19 protein-coding genes and 1 riboswitch are annotated in these 17,793 nt (G+C 47.4%); of the genes, 1 reads left to right on the forward strand and 18 read right to left on the reverse strand.

The window, feature by feature from the left end; genetic code table 11:
• Nucleotides 1-14: 14 nt before the first annotated feature.
• The 10 genes from G9F75_RS04460 to sdhC form a co-directional block, all read right to left on the reverse strand.
• The gene (locus G9F75_RS04460) at nucleotides 15-611 is read right to left on the reverse strand and encodes an XTP/dITP diphosphatase (protein WP_087920775.1); all 597 of its coding nucleotides are present in this window, start codon (nucleotides 609-611) and stop codon (nucleotides 15-17) included.
• Nucleotides 612-622: 11 nt separating this feature from the next.
• Nucleotides 623-1,360: a ribonuclease PH gene (gene rph / locus G9F75_RS04465; RefSeq protein ID WP_007612934.1), complete on the reverse strand. Its 738-nt coding sequence runs from the start codon at nucleotides 1,358-1,360 to the stop codon at nucleotides 623-625.
• Nucleotides 1,361-1,469: 109 nt separating this feature from the next.
• Complete coding sequence (locus tag G9F75_RS04470) at nucleotides 1,470-2,555, reverse strand: GerMN domain-containing protein (RefSeq protein WP_014418573.1); 1,086 nt, start codon at nucleotides 2,553-2,555, stop codon at nucleotides 1,470-1,472.
• A gap of 105 nt (nucleotides 2,556-2,660) precedes the next feature.
• Nucleotides 2,661-3,479 carry a glutamate racemase gene (gene racE, locus G9F75_RS04475; protein WP_012118125.1) on the reverse strand — a complete coding sequence of 273 codons (819 nt, stop codon included), beginning with the start codon at nucleotides 3,477-3,479 and terminating at the stop codon, nucleotides 2,661-2,663.
• 7 nt (nucleotides 3,480-3,486) lie between these two features.
• A complete protein-coding gene (locus G9F75_RS04480; RefSeq protein WP_014418574.1) occupies nucleotides 3,487-3,927 on the reverse strand; it encodes a MarR family winged helix-turn-helix transcriptional regulator in 441 nt (146 codons plus the stop codon).
• 186 nt (nucleotides 3,928-4,113) lie between these two features.
• A complete protein-coding gene (gene gerE / locus G9F75_RS04485) occupies nucleotides 4,114-4,338 on the reverse strand; it encodes a spore germination transcription factor GerE (protein ID WP_003152579.1) in 225 nt (74 codons plus the stop codon).
• 120 nt (nucleotides 4,339-4,458) lie between these two features.
• Complete coding sequence (locus tag G9F75_RS04490; RefSeq protein WP_021494405.1) at nucleotides 4,459-4,896, reverse strand: acyl-CoA thioesterase; 438 nt, start codon at nucleotides 4,894-4,896, stop codon at nucleotides 4,459-4,461.
• 59 nt (nucleotides 4,897-4,955) lie between these two features.
• The gene (gene sdhB, locus G9F75_RS04495) at nucleotides 4,956-5,714 is read right to left on the reverse strand and encodes a succinate dehydrogenase iron-sulfur subunit (RefSeq protein ID WP_003152575.1); all 759 of its coding nucleotides are present in this window, start codon (nucleotides 5,712-5,714) and stop codon (nucleotides 4,956-4,958) included.
• 2 nt (nucleotides 5,715-5,716) lie between these two features.
• Nucleotides 5,717-7,477: a succinate dehydrogenase flavoprotein subunit gene (gene sdhA, locus G9F75_RS04500; protein WP_003152573.1), complete on the reverse strand. Its 1,761-nt coding sequence runs from the start codon at nucleotides 7,475-7,477 to the stop codon at nucleotides 5,717-5,719.
• A gap of 33 nt (nucleotides 7,478-7,510) precedes the next feature.
• Nucleotides 7,511-8,119 carry a succinate dehydrogenase cytochrome B558 gene (gene sdhC, locus G9F75_RS04505; RefSeq protein ID WP_003152571.1) on the reverse strand — a complete coding sequence of 203 codons (609 nt, stop codon included), beginning with the start codon at nucleotides 8,117-8,119 and terminating at the stop codon, nucleotides 7,511-7,513.
• A 296-nt stretch (nucleotides 8,120-8,415) separates the two neighbouring features.
• Between sdhC and G9F75_RS04510 the strand changes: the two genes are divergently transcribed.
• Nucleotides 8,416-8,862 (forward strand): YslB family protein, encoded by a 447-nt coding sequence (locus tag G9F75_RS04510; RefSeq protein WP_007612940.1) that lies wholly within the window; start codon nucleotides 8,416-8,418, stop codon nucleotides 8,860-8,862.
• A 46-nt stretch (nucleotides 8,863-8,908) separates the two neighbouring features.
• On the opposite strand, the gene G9F75_RS04515 is transcribed toward G9F75_RS04510, so the two are convergent.
• The 8 genes from G9F75_RS04515 to G9F75_RS04550 form a co-directional block, all read right to left on the reverse strand.
• On the reverse strand, nucleotides 8,909-10,138 hold the full coding sequence (locus G9F75_RS04515; protein ID WP_167408938.1) for an aspartate kinase: 1,230 nt from the start codon (nucleotides 10,136-10,138) through the stop codon (nucleotides 8,909-8,911).
• Nucleotides 10,139-10,263: 125 nt separating this feature from the next.
• A riboswitch (Lysine riboswitch) is annotated at nucleotides 10,264-10,443 on the reverse strand.
• Between the two features lie 61 nt (nucleotides 10,444-10,504).
• Entirely contained in the window at nucleotides 10,505-12,277 is a 1,773-nt protein-coding gene (gene uvrC / locus G9F75_RS04520; protein ID WP_017418307.1) for an excinuclease ABC subunit UvrC, read from the reverse strand.
• A 142-nt stretch (nucleotides 12,278-12,419) separates the two neighbouring features.
• Nucleotides 12,420-12,734 carry a thioredoxin gene (gene trxA / locus G9F75_RS04525; RefSeq protein WP_003152560.1) on the reverse strand — a complete coding sequence of 105 codons (315 nt, stop codon included), beginning with the start codon at nucleotides 12,732-12,734 and terminating at the stop codon, nucleotides 12,420-12,422.
• 152 nt (nucleotides 12,735-12,886) lie between these two features.
• Complete coding sequence (locus G9F75_RS04530) at nucleotides 12,887-14,377, reverse strand: alpha-N-arabinofuranosidase (protein WP_167408939.1); 1,491 nt, start codon at nucleotides 14,375-14,377, stop codon at nucleotides 12,887-12,889.
• Nucleotides 14,378-14,590: 213 nt separating this feature from the next.
• Nucleotides 14,591-15,568, reverse strand: a complete 978-nt coding sequence (locus G9F75_RS04535; protein ID WP_014418580.1) for an electron transfer flavoprotein subunit alpha/FixB family protein — start codon at nucleotides 15,566-15,568, stop codon at nucleotides 14,591-14,593.
• Between the two features lie 31 nt (nucleotides 15,569-15,599).
• Nucleotides 15,600-16,373 carry an electron transfer flavoprotein subunit beta/FixA family protein gene (locus G9F75_RS04540; RefSeq protein WP_007408121.1) on the reverse strand — a complete coding sequence of 258 codons (774 nt, stop codon included), beginning with the start codon at nucleotides 16,371-16,373 and terminating at the stop codon, nucleotides 15,600-15,602.
• A 13-nt stretch (nucleotides 16,374-16,386) separates the two neighbouring features.
• A complete protein-coding gene (locus G9F75_RS04545) occupies nucleotides 16,387-17,166 on the reverse strand; it encodes an enoyl-CoA hydratase (RefSeq protein WP_017418311.1) in 780 nt (259 codons plus the stop codon).
• Between the two features lie 13 nt (nucleotides 17,167-17,179).
• Entirely contained in the window at nucleotides 17,180-17,764 is a 585-nt protein-coding gene (locus G9F75_RS04550; RefSeq protein ID WP_007408119.1) for a fatty acid metabolism transcriptional regulator FadR, read from the reverse strand.
• Nucleotides 17,765-17,793: the final 29 nt, after the last annotated feature.

Below are 17,793 nucleotides of genomic sequence, written 5' to 3' on the forward strand. Positions count from 1 at the left end.
GCATACGCTCCCCCTTATGAATCAAGCAGCTTTGACAGTTTCTTGAGCGCCTCAGCCCTGTGGCTGATTTTGTTTTTCTCAGCGCTTGTCAGCTGGGCCATGGTTTTATCTTTATCTTTTACAATAAAAATGGGATCATAGCCGAACCCGTTATCCCCCTCGGGTCCTTCCGCAATATACCCTTCAACATGACCTTCGACCGTTTTTGTTTCCTGCCCCGGCATGCTGACGGCAAGGGCGCAGCGGAAACGGGCCGTGCGCTGCTCTTTTTCGATGCCTTTTAATTCTGACAGCACCTTGTCCATATTCGCCTTATCATCTTTTGCTTCTCCGGCATAACGGGCTGAATAAACGCCCGGTCTGCCTCCAAGGTTGTCCACCGATAAACCGGAGTCATCTGCAATGACCATTTTGTTTACGGCTTTTGCCACGGCTTCCGCTTTTAAGATGGCGTTTTCTTCAAAGGTATGTCCGGTTTCTTCAATTTCTTCCGTAAATCCGATTTCCGCCAAAGAAGAGACGCTGTAGCCTTTCGGTTCGAGTATTTCCTTGAATTCTTTCACTTTTCCCTGATTGTGTGTCGCAATAATGGCTTCTTTCACGGTGATCAGGCCTCTCTTTCTTATTTCAGTTCAGGCAATGTTTCTCCCAGCACTTCTTTTTGCTTTTGAATAAGCGTCTGGATTCCTTTTTCGGCAAGGCTTAACAGTCCGTTTAAATCTTCACGGGAGAATGTGGCTTCTTCGCCCGTCCCTTGAAGCTCTACAAAACGTCCGCTTCCCGTCATGATAATATTCATGTCGACTTCAGCCGCCGAATCCTCTTCATAATTCAGATCCAAAAGAAGGCCTTCTTCTTTATCCATCCCGACAGAAATGGCCGCGAGATAATCTGTCACAGGAGAGGTTTTGATAACGCCGCTTTTTACGAGTTTGCCGATCGCAATGGCCATCGCCAAGAAGGCGCCCGTAATGGAAGCCGTTCTTGTTCCGCCGTCGGCTTGAATGACGTCACAGTCGATCCAGATCGTGCGTTCGCCGAGCTTCTCCAAATCAACGACGGCCCGGAGCGCGCGCCCGATCAGCCGCTGAATTTCCATCGTTCTGCCGGAGACCTTTCCTTTTGAAGATTCTCTTATCGTTCTTTGATTCGTCGCGCGGGGAAGCATACTGTATTCCGCTGTGATCCAGCCTTTTCCTCCGCCGCGTAAAAATGGCGGCACCCGGTCTTCCACAGATGCATTACAGATGACCTTCGTATTTCCCGCTGTAATTAAAACCGAGCCTTCCGGGTGAGTGATAAAATCCAAATCAAATGTGATAGGGCGCAGCTCATCGTGCTGTCTTCCGTCGTGTCTCATATTTTACCTCCGATTATATGTACATAAACCTTTTGTTCCGGATTGTGAATAAAGAAAGAGGCAGCCGGAACGCTAACCTCTTTTTTACTAGTATATCAAAAATCGCAAATTAAAAACTACCCGTATTCACTTGTGACGGCCTCGAAACAGGTTTTGAAAGGGATTCTCCTTTTTCATTCACCAGTTCTGATTTTCCATTTACTTTTATAGAAACACTTTTGATCGACGGCTGTTCGGTTAACGTGAGAACGATGCTGTCCAGTACGCCCGATGATACCATTTTTGTTTTTTCGTCGGCGCTTCCGTAAATAGAGCTGTTAAAGTCCAGTGTAACCTGGCCGTCTTTCACTTTCGGCTTGCTGAGAAGCTTAACATCGTTATTAAAGTCCGTCAAAAGCCCGCTTGCTTTGCCCGGTCCGTCAGCGAGCTGTTCAACGGCAGCGGTGATGTCATTTGTTTCCGAATTGTCAATCCGCTTTGTGACAGGCACGTAGTATTCGCTTGTCTCTGTTTCCGCCAGATAATATACAGTCAGCGGATGGGTGTCTGTCAGATCATTCACTCCGGCCGTTTCAATATTAATCCCGTCTTTTCTGCTTAAGTCGCCCGTAATAGGCGTGCCGCCCACAGGCATTTCTTTCAGCTCGTGCCCGTTGATTCTGATTTTGACTTTATCTATTGAGCTGAATTGGGTAAGCGTCCATGTAATCGATTGCAGGATTTTTTGTTCGTCTTCTTTTTTATAGTTTTTAAATTCCTTCGAAAAATCAGCGACGGCAGTGCCGTCTTTTTTAATATCAACATTTACCGTCGTATCCGCAGGGAGCACCGCTCTGAAGCCGTTCGGCAGGATTTCTGACACAGGCCCTCCCTGAACCAAATACTCAAGGGCCTGCTTTGCGGTTCCCTCACTGTTCGGAAGAGGCAGTGTCTGTGCTGCGACATAGCCGTTTTTATCAATCAGATACAGCTCTCGCATGACTGTATTGGCCGGCTGGTCGGCTTTAGAAGTGCCGTTTTTCTCTGACTGCTTTGGTTTTGCCTGAATTCCCGCTTCATCCTTTACATATGAAATGTCTTGAGGCGGGTCAATTTCCCCGGCTGTTTTATCGGATTGAAACAAACCGCATCCAGATAACACAAAAGCCGAAGTAAGACATGTTGCAGCAATGACTGCAGGTCCTTTTTTCAGCATACTTTTCCCTCCTAAGGCTGTTTGTACTATGATGTATACGAGCCCTGTCCGGGAAATAGACCGGGAAGCGCAAAAAAACCCGCCGTAAACAGCGGGTTTTTTGATTTATTTTCTGACCGGCTCTTGAAGGGAGATGCACTCGACATGGCCGATTTCGTGGCCGAACCAGTCTTCGGCAATTTTTGCGAAACCGTTCCGCTCCCCCGTTGTAAGAAATTGATGCTCCGGTGCATGTTTCGATTGGTTTAACAAACCTTTATAAGACAAGATGGTGCTCACTTCTCTCGCCGTCTCGTCTCCGGAGGAAATGATTTTCACATGCTCTCCCATATAGTTCTGAATCGGATCTTTTAAAATCGGATAATGCGTACATCCTAAAATCAAGGTGTCAATTGATGTACCTTTTAAAGGTTCAAGCGATGCTTCAACCGCTTCCTCCGCCGATTCCTGAAGAAACCGTCCGCTTTCTACAAACGGCACGAGCAGCGGACAAGCCGTGTTCTCAACTTGAAGTTCTGCGTTTAACCCGAGCAGCGCCTGCTCATACGCTCTGCTTTTAATGGTATTGACCGTGCCGATGACGCCGATATGCTGGTTTTTCGTGACCTTTATCGCCGTTCTCGCACCCGGCTGAATGACTCCGACAACCGGAATATCCGTTTTGCGCTGAATATCCTCCAAGGCAATGGCCGTGGCCGTATTACAGGCGATCACGAGCATTTTGATATGGTGGTTTTCCAGCAGGTAATCGGTCATTTCCCACGTGTATTGAAGAACTTCTTCTTCAGGACGCGGACCGTACGGGCAGCGTTTTGTATCTCCCACATAGATGATATTTTCCTTCGGTAGCTGTCTCATGATTTCCTTAGCAACGGTTAACCCGCCAACCCCGGAATCAATGACTCCTATCGGCTGTTCCAACAAAATCGCCTCATTTTCTTTTCATTTCATGCTGCAGTTTCAATAATGATTTTTCGAAAGCGGCTGTTTCTTCTTCGGAAAATGTCGCAAACATATCCCGCAAATAAGCCTGTCTTTTCAAAATCACTTCTTGGATAATGCGCTCTCCTTCAGCGAGAAGATGAATTCTGACGACCCGTCTGTCAGCCGGGTCTTTGACCCGCTCGACAAGCTTATTTTTTTCCATGCGGTCTATCAGATCCGTCGTCGTGCTGCAAGCCAAATACATTTTGGCTGATAATTCGCCTATTGTCATATCCCCCAATTCATAAAGCCATTGAAGCCCCACGAATTGCGGCGGTGTAATTGCATATTGGTTAAGGATTTCTCTTCCTTTTTGTTTAATGATCGCAGCGATATGGCGGAGTGATTTTTCGATATCCGCAACATGCTCTACAGATTTTGATGTCATTTGTCCATCCCTCACTCAAGGATCTTTCTGGGCTATGCGCTCCATGTCTATTTTCCTTCTTTTTTTAAGAAAATGCAAGACTGACGGAGAAAAAGGAAAAACCGGGATTTTCACCGCATGCCCATCAGCCCGGGCGCCAATGCAAATAACCGGCTCCTTCTCGAAAAGAAGGAAAACCGGCAAGAATCAGAGCTCTAGCTCACCCATTCTAAGAAGCTCGACAACAGCTTGCGAACGCCCTTTCACACCTAACTTCTGCATGGCATTTGAAATGTGATTCCGTACAGTTTTTTCACTGATAAATAGCTCGCTTGCAATTTCCTTTGTTGTCTTGTCTTGAACGAGCAATTCGAATACTTCTCTTTCTCTTTTGGTCAGCAGCGGCTTTGATTGAAAATCTTTCTCCTTCAAGTATTGTAACCCTCCTTGCTAAGGTGAGAGCGAATCTGAAACGAATGGGTTTATATAGTCAAGATATCATATGTAAAGGGCGCTTCGGAGGTGACGTCTCTTAGAGAAATAGTTATCCGTTCAGGCGAGCAGAATGCCTTTCTCCCGCTCCGTCCAGCTGACCGCTTTGCCGCTTTTCTTCGACACTTGAACCATAACGACGGAACCTGTAAAGCACGGCAGGCCCGACTCATTTTCTCCAAGGTAATGAAGGGTGACGGACGCATTTCCGGCAGCGCTTGCTTTCACATAAATCCGCAGATTTTCATACGGCATCACCTGACGCATATAGTCGCACTGCTGGCTTGCGACGACCGTCATCGTTTCCGAGTTTTGCGCCGTTATGCCCCGCTGTTTAAAATAAGCGATCCGTGCTTCTTCAAAATAGATGAAAGGGATTACATTATTCATATGGCCGAACATATCCGTTTCTGAAAAACGAACCGATACTTCAGTAAAGAAAGAAAACGACTGTCTCCATTCTTCAAACGGGATATCAATATATTGCGGTTGTTTCATCACCTTCAGCTCCTTATAAAAAAACCTCTCCCGTGCGGAAGAGGCTCTTTTTCTCTTTCTTATACTCTGTCGCTTCCGAAGAAATTACGGAATGCTTGTAAATTGGTATCTCTGTTCAAAGCGGCGATTGAAGTCGTAAGCGGAATGCCTTTCGGGCAGGATTGAACGCAGTTTTGTGAATTCCCGCAATCTCCGAGGCCGCCGTCTGTCATTAACGCTTCTAAACGTTCTGCTTTGTTCATCGCGCCCGTCGGATGGGCGTTAAACAGACGGACTTGCGACATCGGGGCAGGCCCCATGAACTTCGACTTGCTGTTGACGTTCGGGCAGGCTTCGAGGCAGACGCCGCATGTCATGCATTTAGACAATTCATATGCCCACTGGCGGCGTTTTTCCGGCATTCTCGGCCCCGGCCCCAAATCGTAAGTTCCGTCAATCGGCACCCATGCTTTCACTTTTTTCAGTGAATCAAACATTCTGCTGCGGTCAACCTGAAGGTCACGGACAACCGGGAATGTTTTCATCGGCTTCAGACGGATCGGCTGTTCCAGCTTATCAATCAGCGCCGTACATGACTGGCGCGGTCTCCCGTTGATGACCATGGAGCAGGCGCCGCATACTTCTTCAAGACAGTTCATGTCCCATGCGACCGGAGTGGTTTTCTCTCCTTTTGCATTCACGGGATTTCTGCGGATTTCCATCAGGGCAGAAATCACGTTCAGATTCGGGCGGTAATTGATTTCGAATTCTTCATCGTATGGCGCGCTTTCGGGCGTATCCTGACGTGTAATGATAAACCGTATCTTTTTCTCACTCATGATTATTTCGCCACCTTCTTCTTCGAGTAGTCGCGTTTACGGGGCGCAATCAGTGATACATCGACATCCTGATATTCAAATTCCGGAGCTTCAAACGGACCGGCATGTTTAGCCATCGTCGTTTTGAGCCACTCATCGTCATTTCTTTCAGGGAAATCCGGTTTATAGTGCGCTCCCCGGCTTTCATTTCGGTTATATGCGCCGAGCGTGATGACTCTGGCAAGCTGAAGCATATTGGAGAACTGGCGGGTGAACATCGCCCCTTGGTTGCTCCATTTTGTCGTATCGTTGATATTGATTTTCTTAAAGCGTTCCATCAGCTCTTGGATCTTGTCATCCGTTTTCAAAAGCTTGTCGTTGTGGCGGACCACCGTGACGTTGGCCGTCATCCACTCTCCGAGCTCACGGTGAAGCACGTAGGCATTTTCGTCGCCGTCCATCTTCATAATATCGGCCCATTTTTCTTCTTCTTTTTTCACATAGGAATCAAATAATGAAGAAGACAGGTCTTCCGCTGATGTTTCAAGTCCGGAAACATATTTCACCGCATTCGGTCCGGCCACCATTCCTCCGTAGATGGCGGAAAGCAGAGAGTTCGCCCCTAAACGGTTTCCTCCGTGCATTGAATAATCACATTCACCCGCTGCGAACAGTCCGCGGATGCTTGTCATCTGATCATAATCAACCCACAGTCCGCCCATTGAATAGTGAACGGCAGGGAAAATTTTCATCGGAAGCTTGCGCGGGTCATCGCCCATGAATTTTTCATAGATTTCGATAATGCCGCCAAGCTTAACGTCAAGCTCTTTCGGATCTTTGTGCGACAGATCGAGATACACCATGTTTTCTCCGTTGATGCCGAGTTTCTGATTCACACACACGTCAAAGATTTCACGTGTCGCAATATCCCGCGGTACGAGGTTTCCGTAAGCCGGATATTTTTCCTCAAGGAAGTACCAAGGTTTTCCGTCTTTGTACGTCCAGACTCTTCCGCCCTCGCCGCGCGCCGATTCACTCATCAGACGCAGTTTATCGTCCCCCGGGATTGCTGTCGGGTGAATTTGGATAAATTCGCCGTTTGCATAATAAGCGCCCTGCTGATAAACGATTGATGCGGCAGATCCCGTGTTGATCATGCTGTTTGTTGATTTTCCGAATACGATTCCGGGTCCTCCCGTCGCCATAATAACGGCGTCAGAACGGAATGACTCGATTTGCATATTGGTCAGATTTTGGGCTACGATACCGCGGCACGTGCGCTCATCGTCAAGAACGGCGCCGAGGAATTCCCAGCCTTCGTATTTTGTGACGAGACCCGCCACTTCATATCTGCGCACCTGCTCGTCCAGTGCGTAAAGAAGCTGCTGACCCGTCGTCGCTCCCGCGTATGCGGTTCTGTGATGCTGTGTACCCCCGAAACGGCGGAAGTCCAAAAGCCCTTCCGGCGTTCTGTTAAACATAACCCCCATGCGGTCCAATAAGTGGATAATGGACGGCGCCGCTTCACACATCGCTTTTACAGGAGGCTGGTTTGCCAAAAAGTCGCCTCCGTATACCGTGTCATCAAAATGCTCAAACGGAGAGTCTCCTTCCCCTTTTGTGTTGACAGCTCCGTTTATCCCGCCCTGCGCGCAGACCGAGTGAGAGCGTTTGACCGGAACGATGGAAAACAATTTAACGGCCGTGCCTGATTCCGCTGCTTTAATTGTCGCCATGAGGCCGGCAAGACCCCCGCCGACTACGATAATGCTTGATTGACTCATGATAGCCCCTCTCCCTCTAGTAATCTAGTTCTCTTACACAAACGCAAAAATCGCTTTTAAACCTACGTATGAAAGCGCTAAAAATATAATCAGCGTCACGTAAGTCGAAATTCTTTGAGAACGCGGCGTGACCGTGATCCCCCATGTGACCGCAAAAGACCATAAGCCGTTTGAAAAGTGAAAAATGACCGATAAAACGCCTACAATGTAAAAGCCGAGCATAAACGGCGAGCTCAGAATATTCGCCATCATATCGAAGTTGACTTCAGCGCCCATCTGCGCGGCAATCCGCGTCTGCCACACATGCCAGCTGACGAAAATAAGGGTGAGAATACCAGTGACACGCTGAAGCACAAACATCCAGTTTCTGAAATAACTGTAGTGGCCAGCGTTGTTTTTCGCAGTAAATGCTATGTACACACCGTAAACCGCATGATAAATTAAAGGTAAGAAAATAATAAAAATTTCTAACGCATACCTGAACGGCAGACTGTCCATAAAGCCGGCCGCCTTGTTAAACGCATCCGCTCCCCTTGCGGCAAATTGGTTGACGACTAAATGCTGGATCAAAAAGATGCCGACCGGAATAACACCGAGCAAGGAATGCAATCTTCGAAAATAAAACTCTCTGTTCCCAGACATTACTTTACCCCCTGTTTGATTTAAGTGCGAAATGTACTAAAATCTCTGCCCCCACTTCGTTTCAATTGTAAGCACTTTATTAAAATTTATTGACAATTTCATTTTACTCCTCCCTCAAAAGGGCGTCAAGAAAACGTGTACATAAATTATAATTTTCGGAATTGATTATCTGGAGGGAAAATTTTATTTTCCTGCGATATCTTTCTCACATTTTTTCGCTTGTTTTATAGGATCATCCTGTAATCCTCCCCCCTGTTTAAGCTATAATAAACGAAGGAGAGAGGGGAATACATAATATGAAGAATAATTATGAAGCAGCTTTAGAACCTTTAACTGAACTCGACGTCAGCGCATACGGCTACGAATTAATCCGGGAAATCGTGCTTCCGGATATCCTCGGCCCGGAACATTCATCGATGATGTATTGGGCGGGAAAACGCCTCGCCCGCAAATTTCCTCTTCAATCGTGGGAAGAAATCCCCGCCTTTTTTGAAAAAGCCGGCTGGGGAACTTTGACAAACGCAGGATCAAAAAAACAAGAACTGGAATTTGAACTGGAAGGACCGCTCGTATCCAGCAGGCTCAAACATCAGAAAGAGCCTTGTTTTCAGCTTGAAGCCGGTTTTATAGCCGAACAGATTCAATTGATGAACGATCAGATTGCAGAATCTTATGAACAGGTAAAAAAGAGAGCGGATAAAGTCGTCCTGACCGTAAAATGGGATATGAAGGACCCTGTATAATTGAAAAAAGGCGGTGACTCCAAGTCCCGCCTTTTTGCCTGCCCGTTTATACGGCAGACGGCTGTTTAGAAAGCTCAAACGCATCATGAAGCGCTTCGACCGCTTTCACCATATCATTTTCGCTGACAACCGCTGATACTTTTATTTCAGATGTGCTCACCATTTTGACTTGTACATTTTTTTCCGCCAGTACGGCAAACATGTCCGCGGCGACGCCGGGATTTGAAACCATGCCCGACCCGACAATAGAGACTTTCGCCAGTTTTCTTTCGGTTTCAATTTTTTCATAGTCAAGCGCGTTTTTATATTCTTCAAGCACGGCGACCGTTTGCGCGGCATCTTCCGTTTTCACTGAGAAAGAAATATCCGCTTCCCCATCGTCCGACTGTGTCTGAATAATAATGTCAACGTTGATGTTTCGTTTTGCCAGCGCGGTGAAGATTGTTGAAAGTGTTGTCAGTCCGCTTGCAAGACCCGTAACGGACACCCTTGTGATCTGGTCTTCAAATGCAATTCCTCTGACGATTAAATTCTGCTCCATTGATGATTCCTCCTCAATTAATGTTCCAGCTTCATGTTCCGTGCTTGACCGCACTTCCAAAGGCACTTGGTAGTTTTTCGCGAACTCAACCGCCCGCGGGTGAAGAACACCCGCTCCTAGATTTGCAAGCTCCAGCATTTCATCATAAGAAATTCCCGCCAGTTTTCTCGCTGACCGGACATACCGCGGATCTGTCGTAAATACGCCCGGAACATCTGTATAAATGTCGCATTTATCCGCTTCCAGCGCTGCTGCAAGAGCGACCGCCGTCGTATCGGAACCGCCCCGTCCGAGCGTCGTGATGCCGCCGTCTTCCGTTACGCCCTGAAAACCGGCAACGACTGTGATTTTGCCTTCTGCAAGCTGCGAACGAATCGCCGTGATATCAATATCCGTAATTCTCGCATTGCCGTGAACGGCTTCCGTGCGGACACCCGCCTGCCAGCCCGTATAAGAGACGGCGTCATATCCTTTTTCCTGAAGCGCCATGGCCAAAAGCGAAATCGTGACCTGCTCTCCCGTAGACAAAAGCATATCCATCTCGCGTCTGCTTGGTTCAGATGTGATTTCAGCCGCGAGGTTAACGAGCGCGTCGGTTGATTTTCCCATTGCCGAAACGACGACTACGACATCATGGCCTTTTTGCTTTTCAGCAATGGCGCGATTTGCGGCATTTTGAATTTTTTTGGCAGAGCCGACGGAAGTGCCTCCGAATTTTTGTACGATAAGACCCATACTAGACCACCCTTTACATTTTGGTTCGTGCGGGTGAGGAGAAAAGAGCGTTTTGTCCACAATAAAAAAAGCAATGAGAGGAATAGCTCTCATTGCTTTTTCATATCATTACGATTGATTATGAACAACGAGATAGCCCTCCAAGAAAATGAATTCTTGACAGCCTTACATTTATTTAATGCAAGGCCAGCGAATCACACCGATGGGATGTGATACACTTCGGCGACGCTCCCCTTTCAGCCTTTTTCGCAGAATCCATCATTCTCCAAAGGCTTACTATTGAAGTTCGCACCTCTATCTTCACCATATAACACGATCTTATGAAATTAGTTCACATTCTAGCAGATTTTTCAGAAAAGCACAATACTATTTTTTCAATTTTTCAAACAGCAGCTGGGCCGCCGCGGCCGGCACACCGGCTTTTTTGATATCGTCAAGGCTTGCTTCCTTCATCTTTTTGACAGATCCGAAATGTTTTAAGAGCATTTTTTTGCGTTTTTCGCCGATTCCGGGGATATCATCCAGAACGGATTGAAAGACGCTTTTTCCCCGGATCTGTCTGTGAAAGCTGATCGCAAAACGGTGAACTTCGTCCTGAATACGCTGAAGCAGGTAAAACTCTTGGCTGTTCCGCTCCAGAAACACCGGTTCAAGCGGGTCGCCGATCAAAAGGTTGGATGTTCGGTGTTTATCATCTTTCGCCAATCCCGCTACCGGGACATCAAGGCCGAGCTCATTCTCGAGCACGTCGCGCGCCGCGTTAATCTGCCCTTTTCCGCCGTCAATGATGATTAAATCCGGCAGCGGAAGATTTTCGCGGAGCACCCTCGTGTACCTTCTTCTGACGACTTCCCTCATTGAGCCGTAATCATCCGGCCCTGTTACGGTTTTAATTTTATATTTGCGGTATTCCTTTTTATTCGGTTTTCCGTCAATAAAGACAATCATGGCCGATACGGGGTTTGTGCCTTGAATATTGGAGTTGTCAAACGCTTCAATCCGATGCGGCGTGTAAATATTCAGCGCTTCGCCGAGCCGTTCGGCTGCACCGATCGACCGTTCCTCATCCCGCTCGATTAACGAGAATTTTTCCCGCAGAGCAATTTTCGCATTTTTGTGCGCAAGCAAAAGCAGCTCTTTTTTCGGGCCTTTTTTCGGCTGATGCACGGCGGTTTCCAACAGCTCGCTGATCATGTCCCTGTCAACGCTGTCAGGCACCAGAATTTCCTTAGGCAGAAAGTGATTGTTTTTGGAATAGAACTGGCCGATGAAGGTCAGGAATTCTTCATCCGCTTCCTGATACATCGGAAACATGCTGACGTCGCGTTCGATCAGTTTTCCTTGGCGAATGAAAAAGACTTGGACGCACATCCAGCCTTTATCGTAGGCATATGCAAACACATCGCGGTCCAGAAGGTCATTCATGGTCATTTTTTGCTTCTCCATCGTCGATTCGATGTGAACAAGCTGGTCGCGGAATTCTTTAGCCCGTTCAAATTCAAGCTTTTCCGCCGCTTCTGCCATTTTCGCTTCGAGCTCTTTTTTGATTTCGTTATGCCCTCCCTTTAAAAAACGGGTGATGTCTTCAACAATCTCGCGGTTTGTCTCCTCAGATATATCCTTTACACATGGGGCGAGGCATTGTCCGAGATGATAATAAAGACAGACGCGGTCCGGAAGCTTTGAGCATTTCCTGAGCGGGTAAAGGCGGTCCAACAGTTTTTTCGTTTCCCGCGCCGCCTGCACATTCGGATACGGGCCGAAATAGCGTCCTTTGTCTTTTTTGACATTCCGGGTGACAATCAGCCGCGGATGGCGTTCATGGGTGATTTTAATAAAGGGATAGGTTTTATCATCTTTCAGCATGACATTGTATTTCGGATCGTATTTTTTAATCAGATTCATTTCCAAAATAAGCGCTTCAAGATTGGAGGAAGTCACGATATATTCAAAGTCCTCAATCTCCGTCACAAGCCGTTGGGTTTTTGCGTCGTGAGAACCGGTGAAATAAGATCGCACCCTGTTTTTCAAGACTTTCGCTTTCCCCACGTAGATGACTGTTTTTTGACGGTCTTTCATTAAATAACAGCCCGGCTGATCGGGAAGGAGGGCCAGCTTTTCTTTCAGTTGTTTATTCATACGTTACCCTTCCTTACATTCATTTCTCGTGTCCATTCAGTGTATCACGAACATTTGTTTTTCTCCATTTTCAGCTTTTGGAAGATCAAAAAAGGCGATTCCCTTTCAAAGGAATCGCCCTGCCGTAACGGAAGCTTTCGGCTTACAGATGTTTGTTTACAAGCTCTTCAAGAGCTTCTTTCGGTTTGAAACCGACAGATGTTTCAACGACTTCTCCGTCTTTTAATACGAGAAGTGTCGGGATGCTCATGACGCCGTATTTACCGGCAGTTTCTTGGTTTTCATCCACGTCGATTTTGACGATTTTCAGTTTGTCTCCCATTTCTTGATCGAGCTCTTCAAGAACGGGCGCGATCATTTTACAAGGTCCGCACCAAGGAGCCCAGAAATCAGCCAATACGACACCTTCACTTGTTTCAGCTGAGAACGATTGATCAGTTGCTTTTACGATAGCCATTTGTTATTCCTCCAATTGTCAAATGATGATTTTTAGTATAGCATCTCCCATTCGTTCATGCTAATTTAATGCTTATATTATTTTCTCCCGAACCCGCCGGAAATAATCTTTTTTATACAGTGTATTATAACCGGGCGGCGGGCGTTCAAAACTTAAGATGGGCCCGCAGGCAGCGTGATTAATACAATCGCCATCGGAGGAAGCTCCGCCTCAAGTTTTCCGCTCTTTTGAGCAAACCCGGAAAACGGCTTCGGTTTGACGTTTTCCGGACTGCTGAATGTATTATGGGCATTCATTTTTTCCGCGTGCAGAATCGTTCCCGAAGGCTTCCCTGTCTTTTTCATGCCCCGCAGTTCAATCTTCACATCAGCTTTTTGCAGATGATCGATATTGCAAATGCTGATATGTATGTCTCCGTTTTGCTGTTTGGACGCTGAAATGCTGACTTGCGGGAGCCGGCCGTCATTCCATTCGTACCCGGCTGCTTTTGTTTCTGTCGCCAAAAGAGATGCGTCCTGATGCACCTTAAACATATCAAACACATGATACGTCGGCGTCAACAGCATTTCTTTCCCTTTTGTCAGGATCATTGCCTGAAGCACGTTGACGGTTTGCGCGATATTGGCCATCTGTACGCGGTCTGCGTGCTGATGAAAAATATGAAAATGCGTGGCGGCGACAAGGGCGTCGCGGATCGTATTCTGCTGATACAGAAAGCCCGGATTCGTGCCCGGCTCAGGATCAAGCCACGTGCCCCATTCATCAATGATCAGCCCGACTCTTTTTTCGGGATCGTACTGATCCATGATGGCACTGTGCCTTGTGATCAATTCATCCATATGCGCCGCTTTTTTCATCGTGGTGAACCATTCATCTTCCGTAAACTCCGTCGCTGATCCTTTCCCCTTCCAGAAGTCGCCCGGTATTGTGTAATAATGCAGGCTCAGCCCGTCCATGAGATCAGCGGCTTTTTTCATTAAAGTTTCAGTCCAGCGGTAATCGTCGACATTCGCGCCGCCGGCAATTTTATAGATTTCATTGCCGCTGTAATTACGGACATAGGTTTGAAAGTTTCTGTAAAGGTCGGCATAATAGTCAGGATGCATGTTTCCGCCGCAGCCCCAGTTCTCATTTCCTATTCCGAAATATTTCAGCTTCCACGGTTTTTCCCGCCCGTTTTCTTTTCTCCAGTCGGACATCGGCGTGCCCGCTTCAAACGTCATGTATTCAATCCAATCAGCCATTTCTTTAACCGTTCCGCTGCCGACGTTTCCGGCGATGTACGGTTCGCAGCCGAGCAGTTCACAAAGCATCATAAACTCGTGCGTGCCGAATTCATTGGAATCAATCGTCCCGCCCCAATGGGTATTCAGCATGGTTTTGCGTTTCCCTACGCCGTTTGCCCAATGGTATTCATCAGCAAAACAGCCGCCCGGCCATCTGAGGACGGGAATCTGAAGCTGTTTGAGGGCGGCGGCAACATCCGTCCTGACCCCGCCGGTATTCGGAATATCGGAATCTTTTCCGACCCAGATGCCCTCATATATGCCTCTTCCCAGGTGTTCCGCGAAATGTCCGTATATGTTTTTATTAATGGTTCCCCGTGTGATATCAGTTTGAATGACTGCCGTATTGTGAGACAAACTTGATCATTCCTTTCCCTTAATAAGAATGAAAGCACTACAGCCGATCTATGTATCTGGAATGCATGCTGAATGGATAAGTTTGTAAGCGCTTTACAAAAGCTTATTACATTGGTTCGTACATGTCAATCTATTGTTTTATTAATCTATAATTTGTACGAACCAATTAACACAAATCAAAACCCTCTGACAAATTAAGCCAGAGGGTTTTGATTATGAATGAATATTGGCATTTTTAAATTCCTGGGTCAGAAGCGGAACCACTTCGAACAAATCGCCGACAATTCCGTAGTCCGCTATTTTAAATATTTCCGCTTCCGGGTCTTTGTTAATGGCAACAATGACCTTACTGTTTGACATGCCCGCCAAGTGCTGAATCGCTCCGGAAATGCCGCAGGCGATATACAAATCCGGCGTGACGACTTTTCCCGTCTGGCCGATTTGAAGAGAATAATCGCAATAGTCCGCGTCACACGCGCCGCGTGAAGCGCCCACCGCTGCTCCGAGCACCTCGGCAAGTTCTTTTAACGGTTCAAACCCATCTTTGCTTTTTACACCGCGGCCGCCTGCTACGATAATTTTCGCTTCTGATAAATCCACGCCGTCCGCCGTTTTTTTGACTACTTCTTCAATGACTGTCCGCAAATCTGCCGGAGGCGCCGCAAGCTCTTCAATATCACCCGTCCGGTTCGCTTCTTTTTCTAATGCCTGAATATTATTCGGCCGAATTGTCGCCAAAATGAAAGGATCGGTTGAAATCACCTGTTCAAAGGCTTTTCCCGAATAAATCGGTCTTGTAAAAACGATGTTGTCTCCGGTAACGCTTACATCCGTGCTGTCTGAAATCAGCCCCGTTTCAAACCGGGCCGCAAGCTTAGGTGACAAATCTTTTCCCATAGAAGTGTGGCCGAAAATGACCGCATCAGGCTTTTCATTTTCGATCAAATCCCCGAGAACCGCGGCATATCCGTCCGCCGTATACTGAGAAAGCCCCGGCGCATCGGCCGTAAATACTTTGTCGGCGCCGTACTGAATGAGTTCTGATGCTGCATCAGCCGCGCCTTTTCCCATCAGCACGCCGATGACATCTCCTCCGCCGGAAATGGTTTTGCCTGCGGCTATGGCTTCAAAGGTGACGTTCCGTAAGGCGCCGTCACGAATTTCTCCGAGTACGATCACTTTTTTTCCCATTCTGACATCCCCCAGTTTCTTTAATATCGGTTTATACGACTTTGGCTTCTTTTCTCAGCAGTGACACAAGCTCTTTCGCCTGCTCAGCGGCTTCTCCTTCGATCAGTCTGCCCGCTTCTTTTTGCGGCGGCAGAAAACGTTCGATCGTTTTGAGCTTCGGTGCGGCATCATCTTCATCAATATCGAGATCATCGAGCTCAAGTTCTTCCAGCGGTTTTTTCTTCGCCTTCATAATGCCCGGAAGCGACGGATAGCGGGGCTCGTTTAAGCCTTGCTGTGCCGTGATGACTAAAGGAAGTGAGGTTTTAATGATTTCGGTATCCCCTTCGTTGTCTTTCTCTGCCACAGCTTCATCGCCGCTGATTGTCAGTTTTGTAATCGTTGTGACGCAAGGAATGTTTAGCAGTTCGGCAAGCCTTGGAGCCACTTGGCCGGAACCGCCGTCAATCGCGACATTTCCTCCGAGAATCAGATCATATTCGCGATCCTTGAAATAATGATATAAGATAGTTGAAATGGAGTATTGGTCAGGATCGCTCAGATCATCTTCAATATTGATTAACACCGCCTGGTCACAGCCCATCGCAAGGGCGGTTCTCAGTTCTTTCTCCGCATCTTCTCCGCCGACGGTTACAGCGGTAACGGTTCCGCCGTGCTCTTCCTTCAGCTGAATGGCTTCTTCAATGGCGTATTCATCATACGGATTAATGATAAATTCGGCCCCGTCCTCCTGAATCTTTCCTGCTTCAATGACGATTTTCTCTTCTGTGTCAAACGTCCGTTTCATCAGTACAAATAGATTCATATTCTTATCCCCTTTATCTTCGCCCACCGAATTGAGGCTTTCTTTTTTCGAGAAATGCCTGAATGCCTTCTTTTGCGTCATCTGATGCAAATGCTTCCCCAAAGCGCTTTGCTTCAAGCTTTAAGCCGCCGTCATAAGAATAGATCTTGTTTGAATAAAGGAGCTCAAGCAGATAAGCCATTGACTGCGGGCTTTTTTCCGCAAACTTGCCCGCGAGCGTTTTCGCTTTTTGCAGCAGCTCTTCCTCATGTTCGGCGCCTATCGTGACAAGGCCGAGGCTGAGCGCTTCTTCTCCGGTCACAGGTTCTGAAGTGCCGATCATTTCAAGCGCTTTCGCCGTACCGACGTACCGGGGAAGCCGCTGCGTCCCGGCAAAGCCCGGAATAATGCCGAGATTCAGCTCGGGCAGGCCGAGCTTTGCATCCAATGTAGCGATTCTGATATGGCAGGCCATGGCTAGCTCAAGACCGCCGCCGAACGCAGCGCCGTGAATCGCTGCGATAACGGGCTTCGGAAACCCTTCAATTCTTTCCATCAGCTGCTGGCCTTTATCCGCCATGGCAGAAGATTGCTCAAGATTTTCAAGCGACGTAAATTCCTTTATATCGGCGCCCGCCGAGAAAAATTTTCCCTCACCGCGAATAATGATACTTCTGACGCTGTCATCTGTTTCACACCGGTCGAACAGACCGGACAACTCATCTAAAACCGCACCGGACAGCGCGTTGGCCGGCTGATGATTAATGGTGATCACCGCAACAGATTGTTCTACCGCCATCGAAAGGCTGTTCATCCGTCAACCCCCTTTAGTTTTGATGAATCCCTGACACCAACAGCTCCAATACCTTGTCTGACAAATCCGGAAGATCATATTTCTGATCGTTCATCACCCATGTTGTCACTGTTTCATCTATCGTCCCGAATATCATCTGCCGGGCGAGGCGGACGTCGAGATTGTCTTTCCATTCCCCCGACTTGATTCCTTCGGTCAAAATGGTGTCCAGCATGTTTAAATAACCTTTTAAAATATCATTGATTTTCAGGCGCAGCTTGATATTTGACTGTCTGAGCTCAAGCTGGGTCACAATCGCGAGGTGGCGGTCATTGCCGAGCAGTGTGAAATGCTGCTTAATAACGAGGGCGAGTTTTTCTTTTGCCGTCGTTTTTTCTTTCACTTCTTCTTCCATGCGTTCAATGAACTGGCCCATCTTTTCTTTAAAAAGAGAAATGAGTATATCCTCTTTGTTTTTGAAATATAAATAGATGGTGCCGTCCGCAACGCCGGCCTGCTTGGCGATTTTGGACACCTGTGATTGGTGATAGCCGTTTTCCGCTATGACTTCTACTGCTGCATCAATAATCTGCATATACTTTGGCCGTTTTTGGTTCAATGTCATCGTTCCTTCCTTCGATAAATGAA

Source organism: Bacillus sp. EKM208B, from assembly GCF_011800725.1.
Classification (GTDB): Bacteria; Bacillota; Bacilli; order Bacillales; family Bacillaceae; genus Bacillus; species Bacillus velezensis.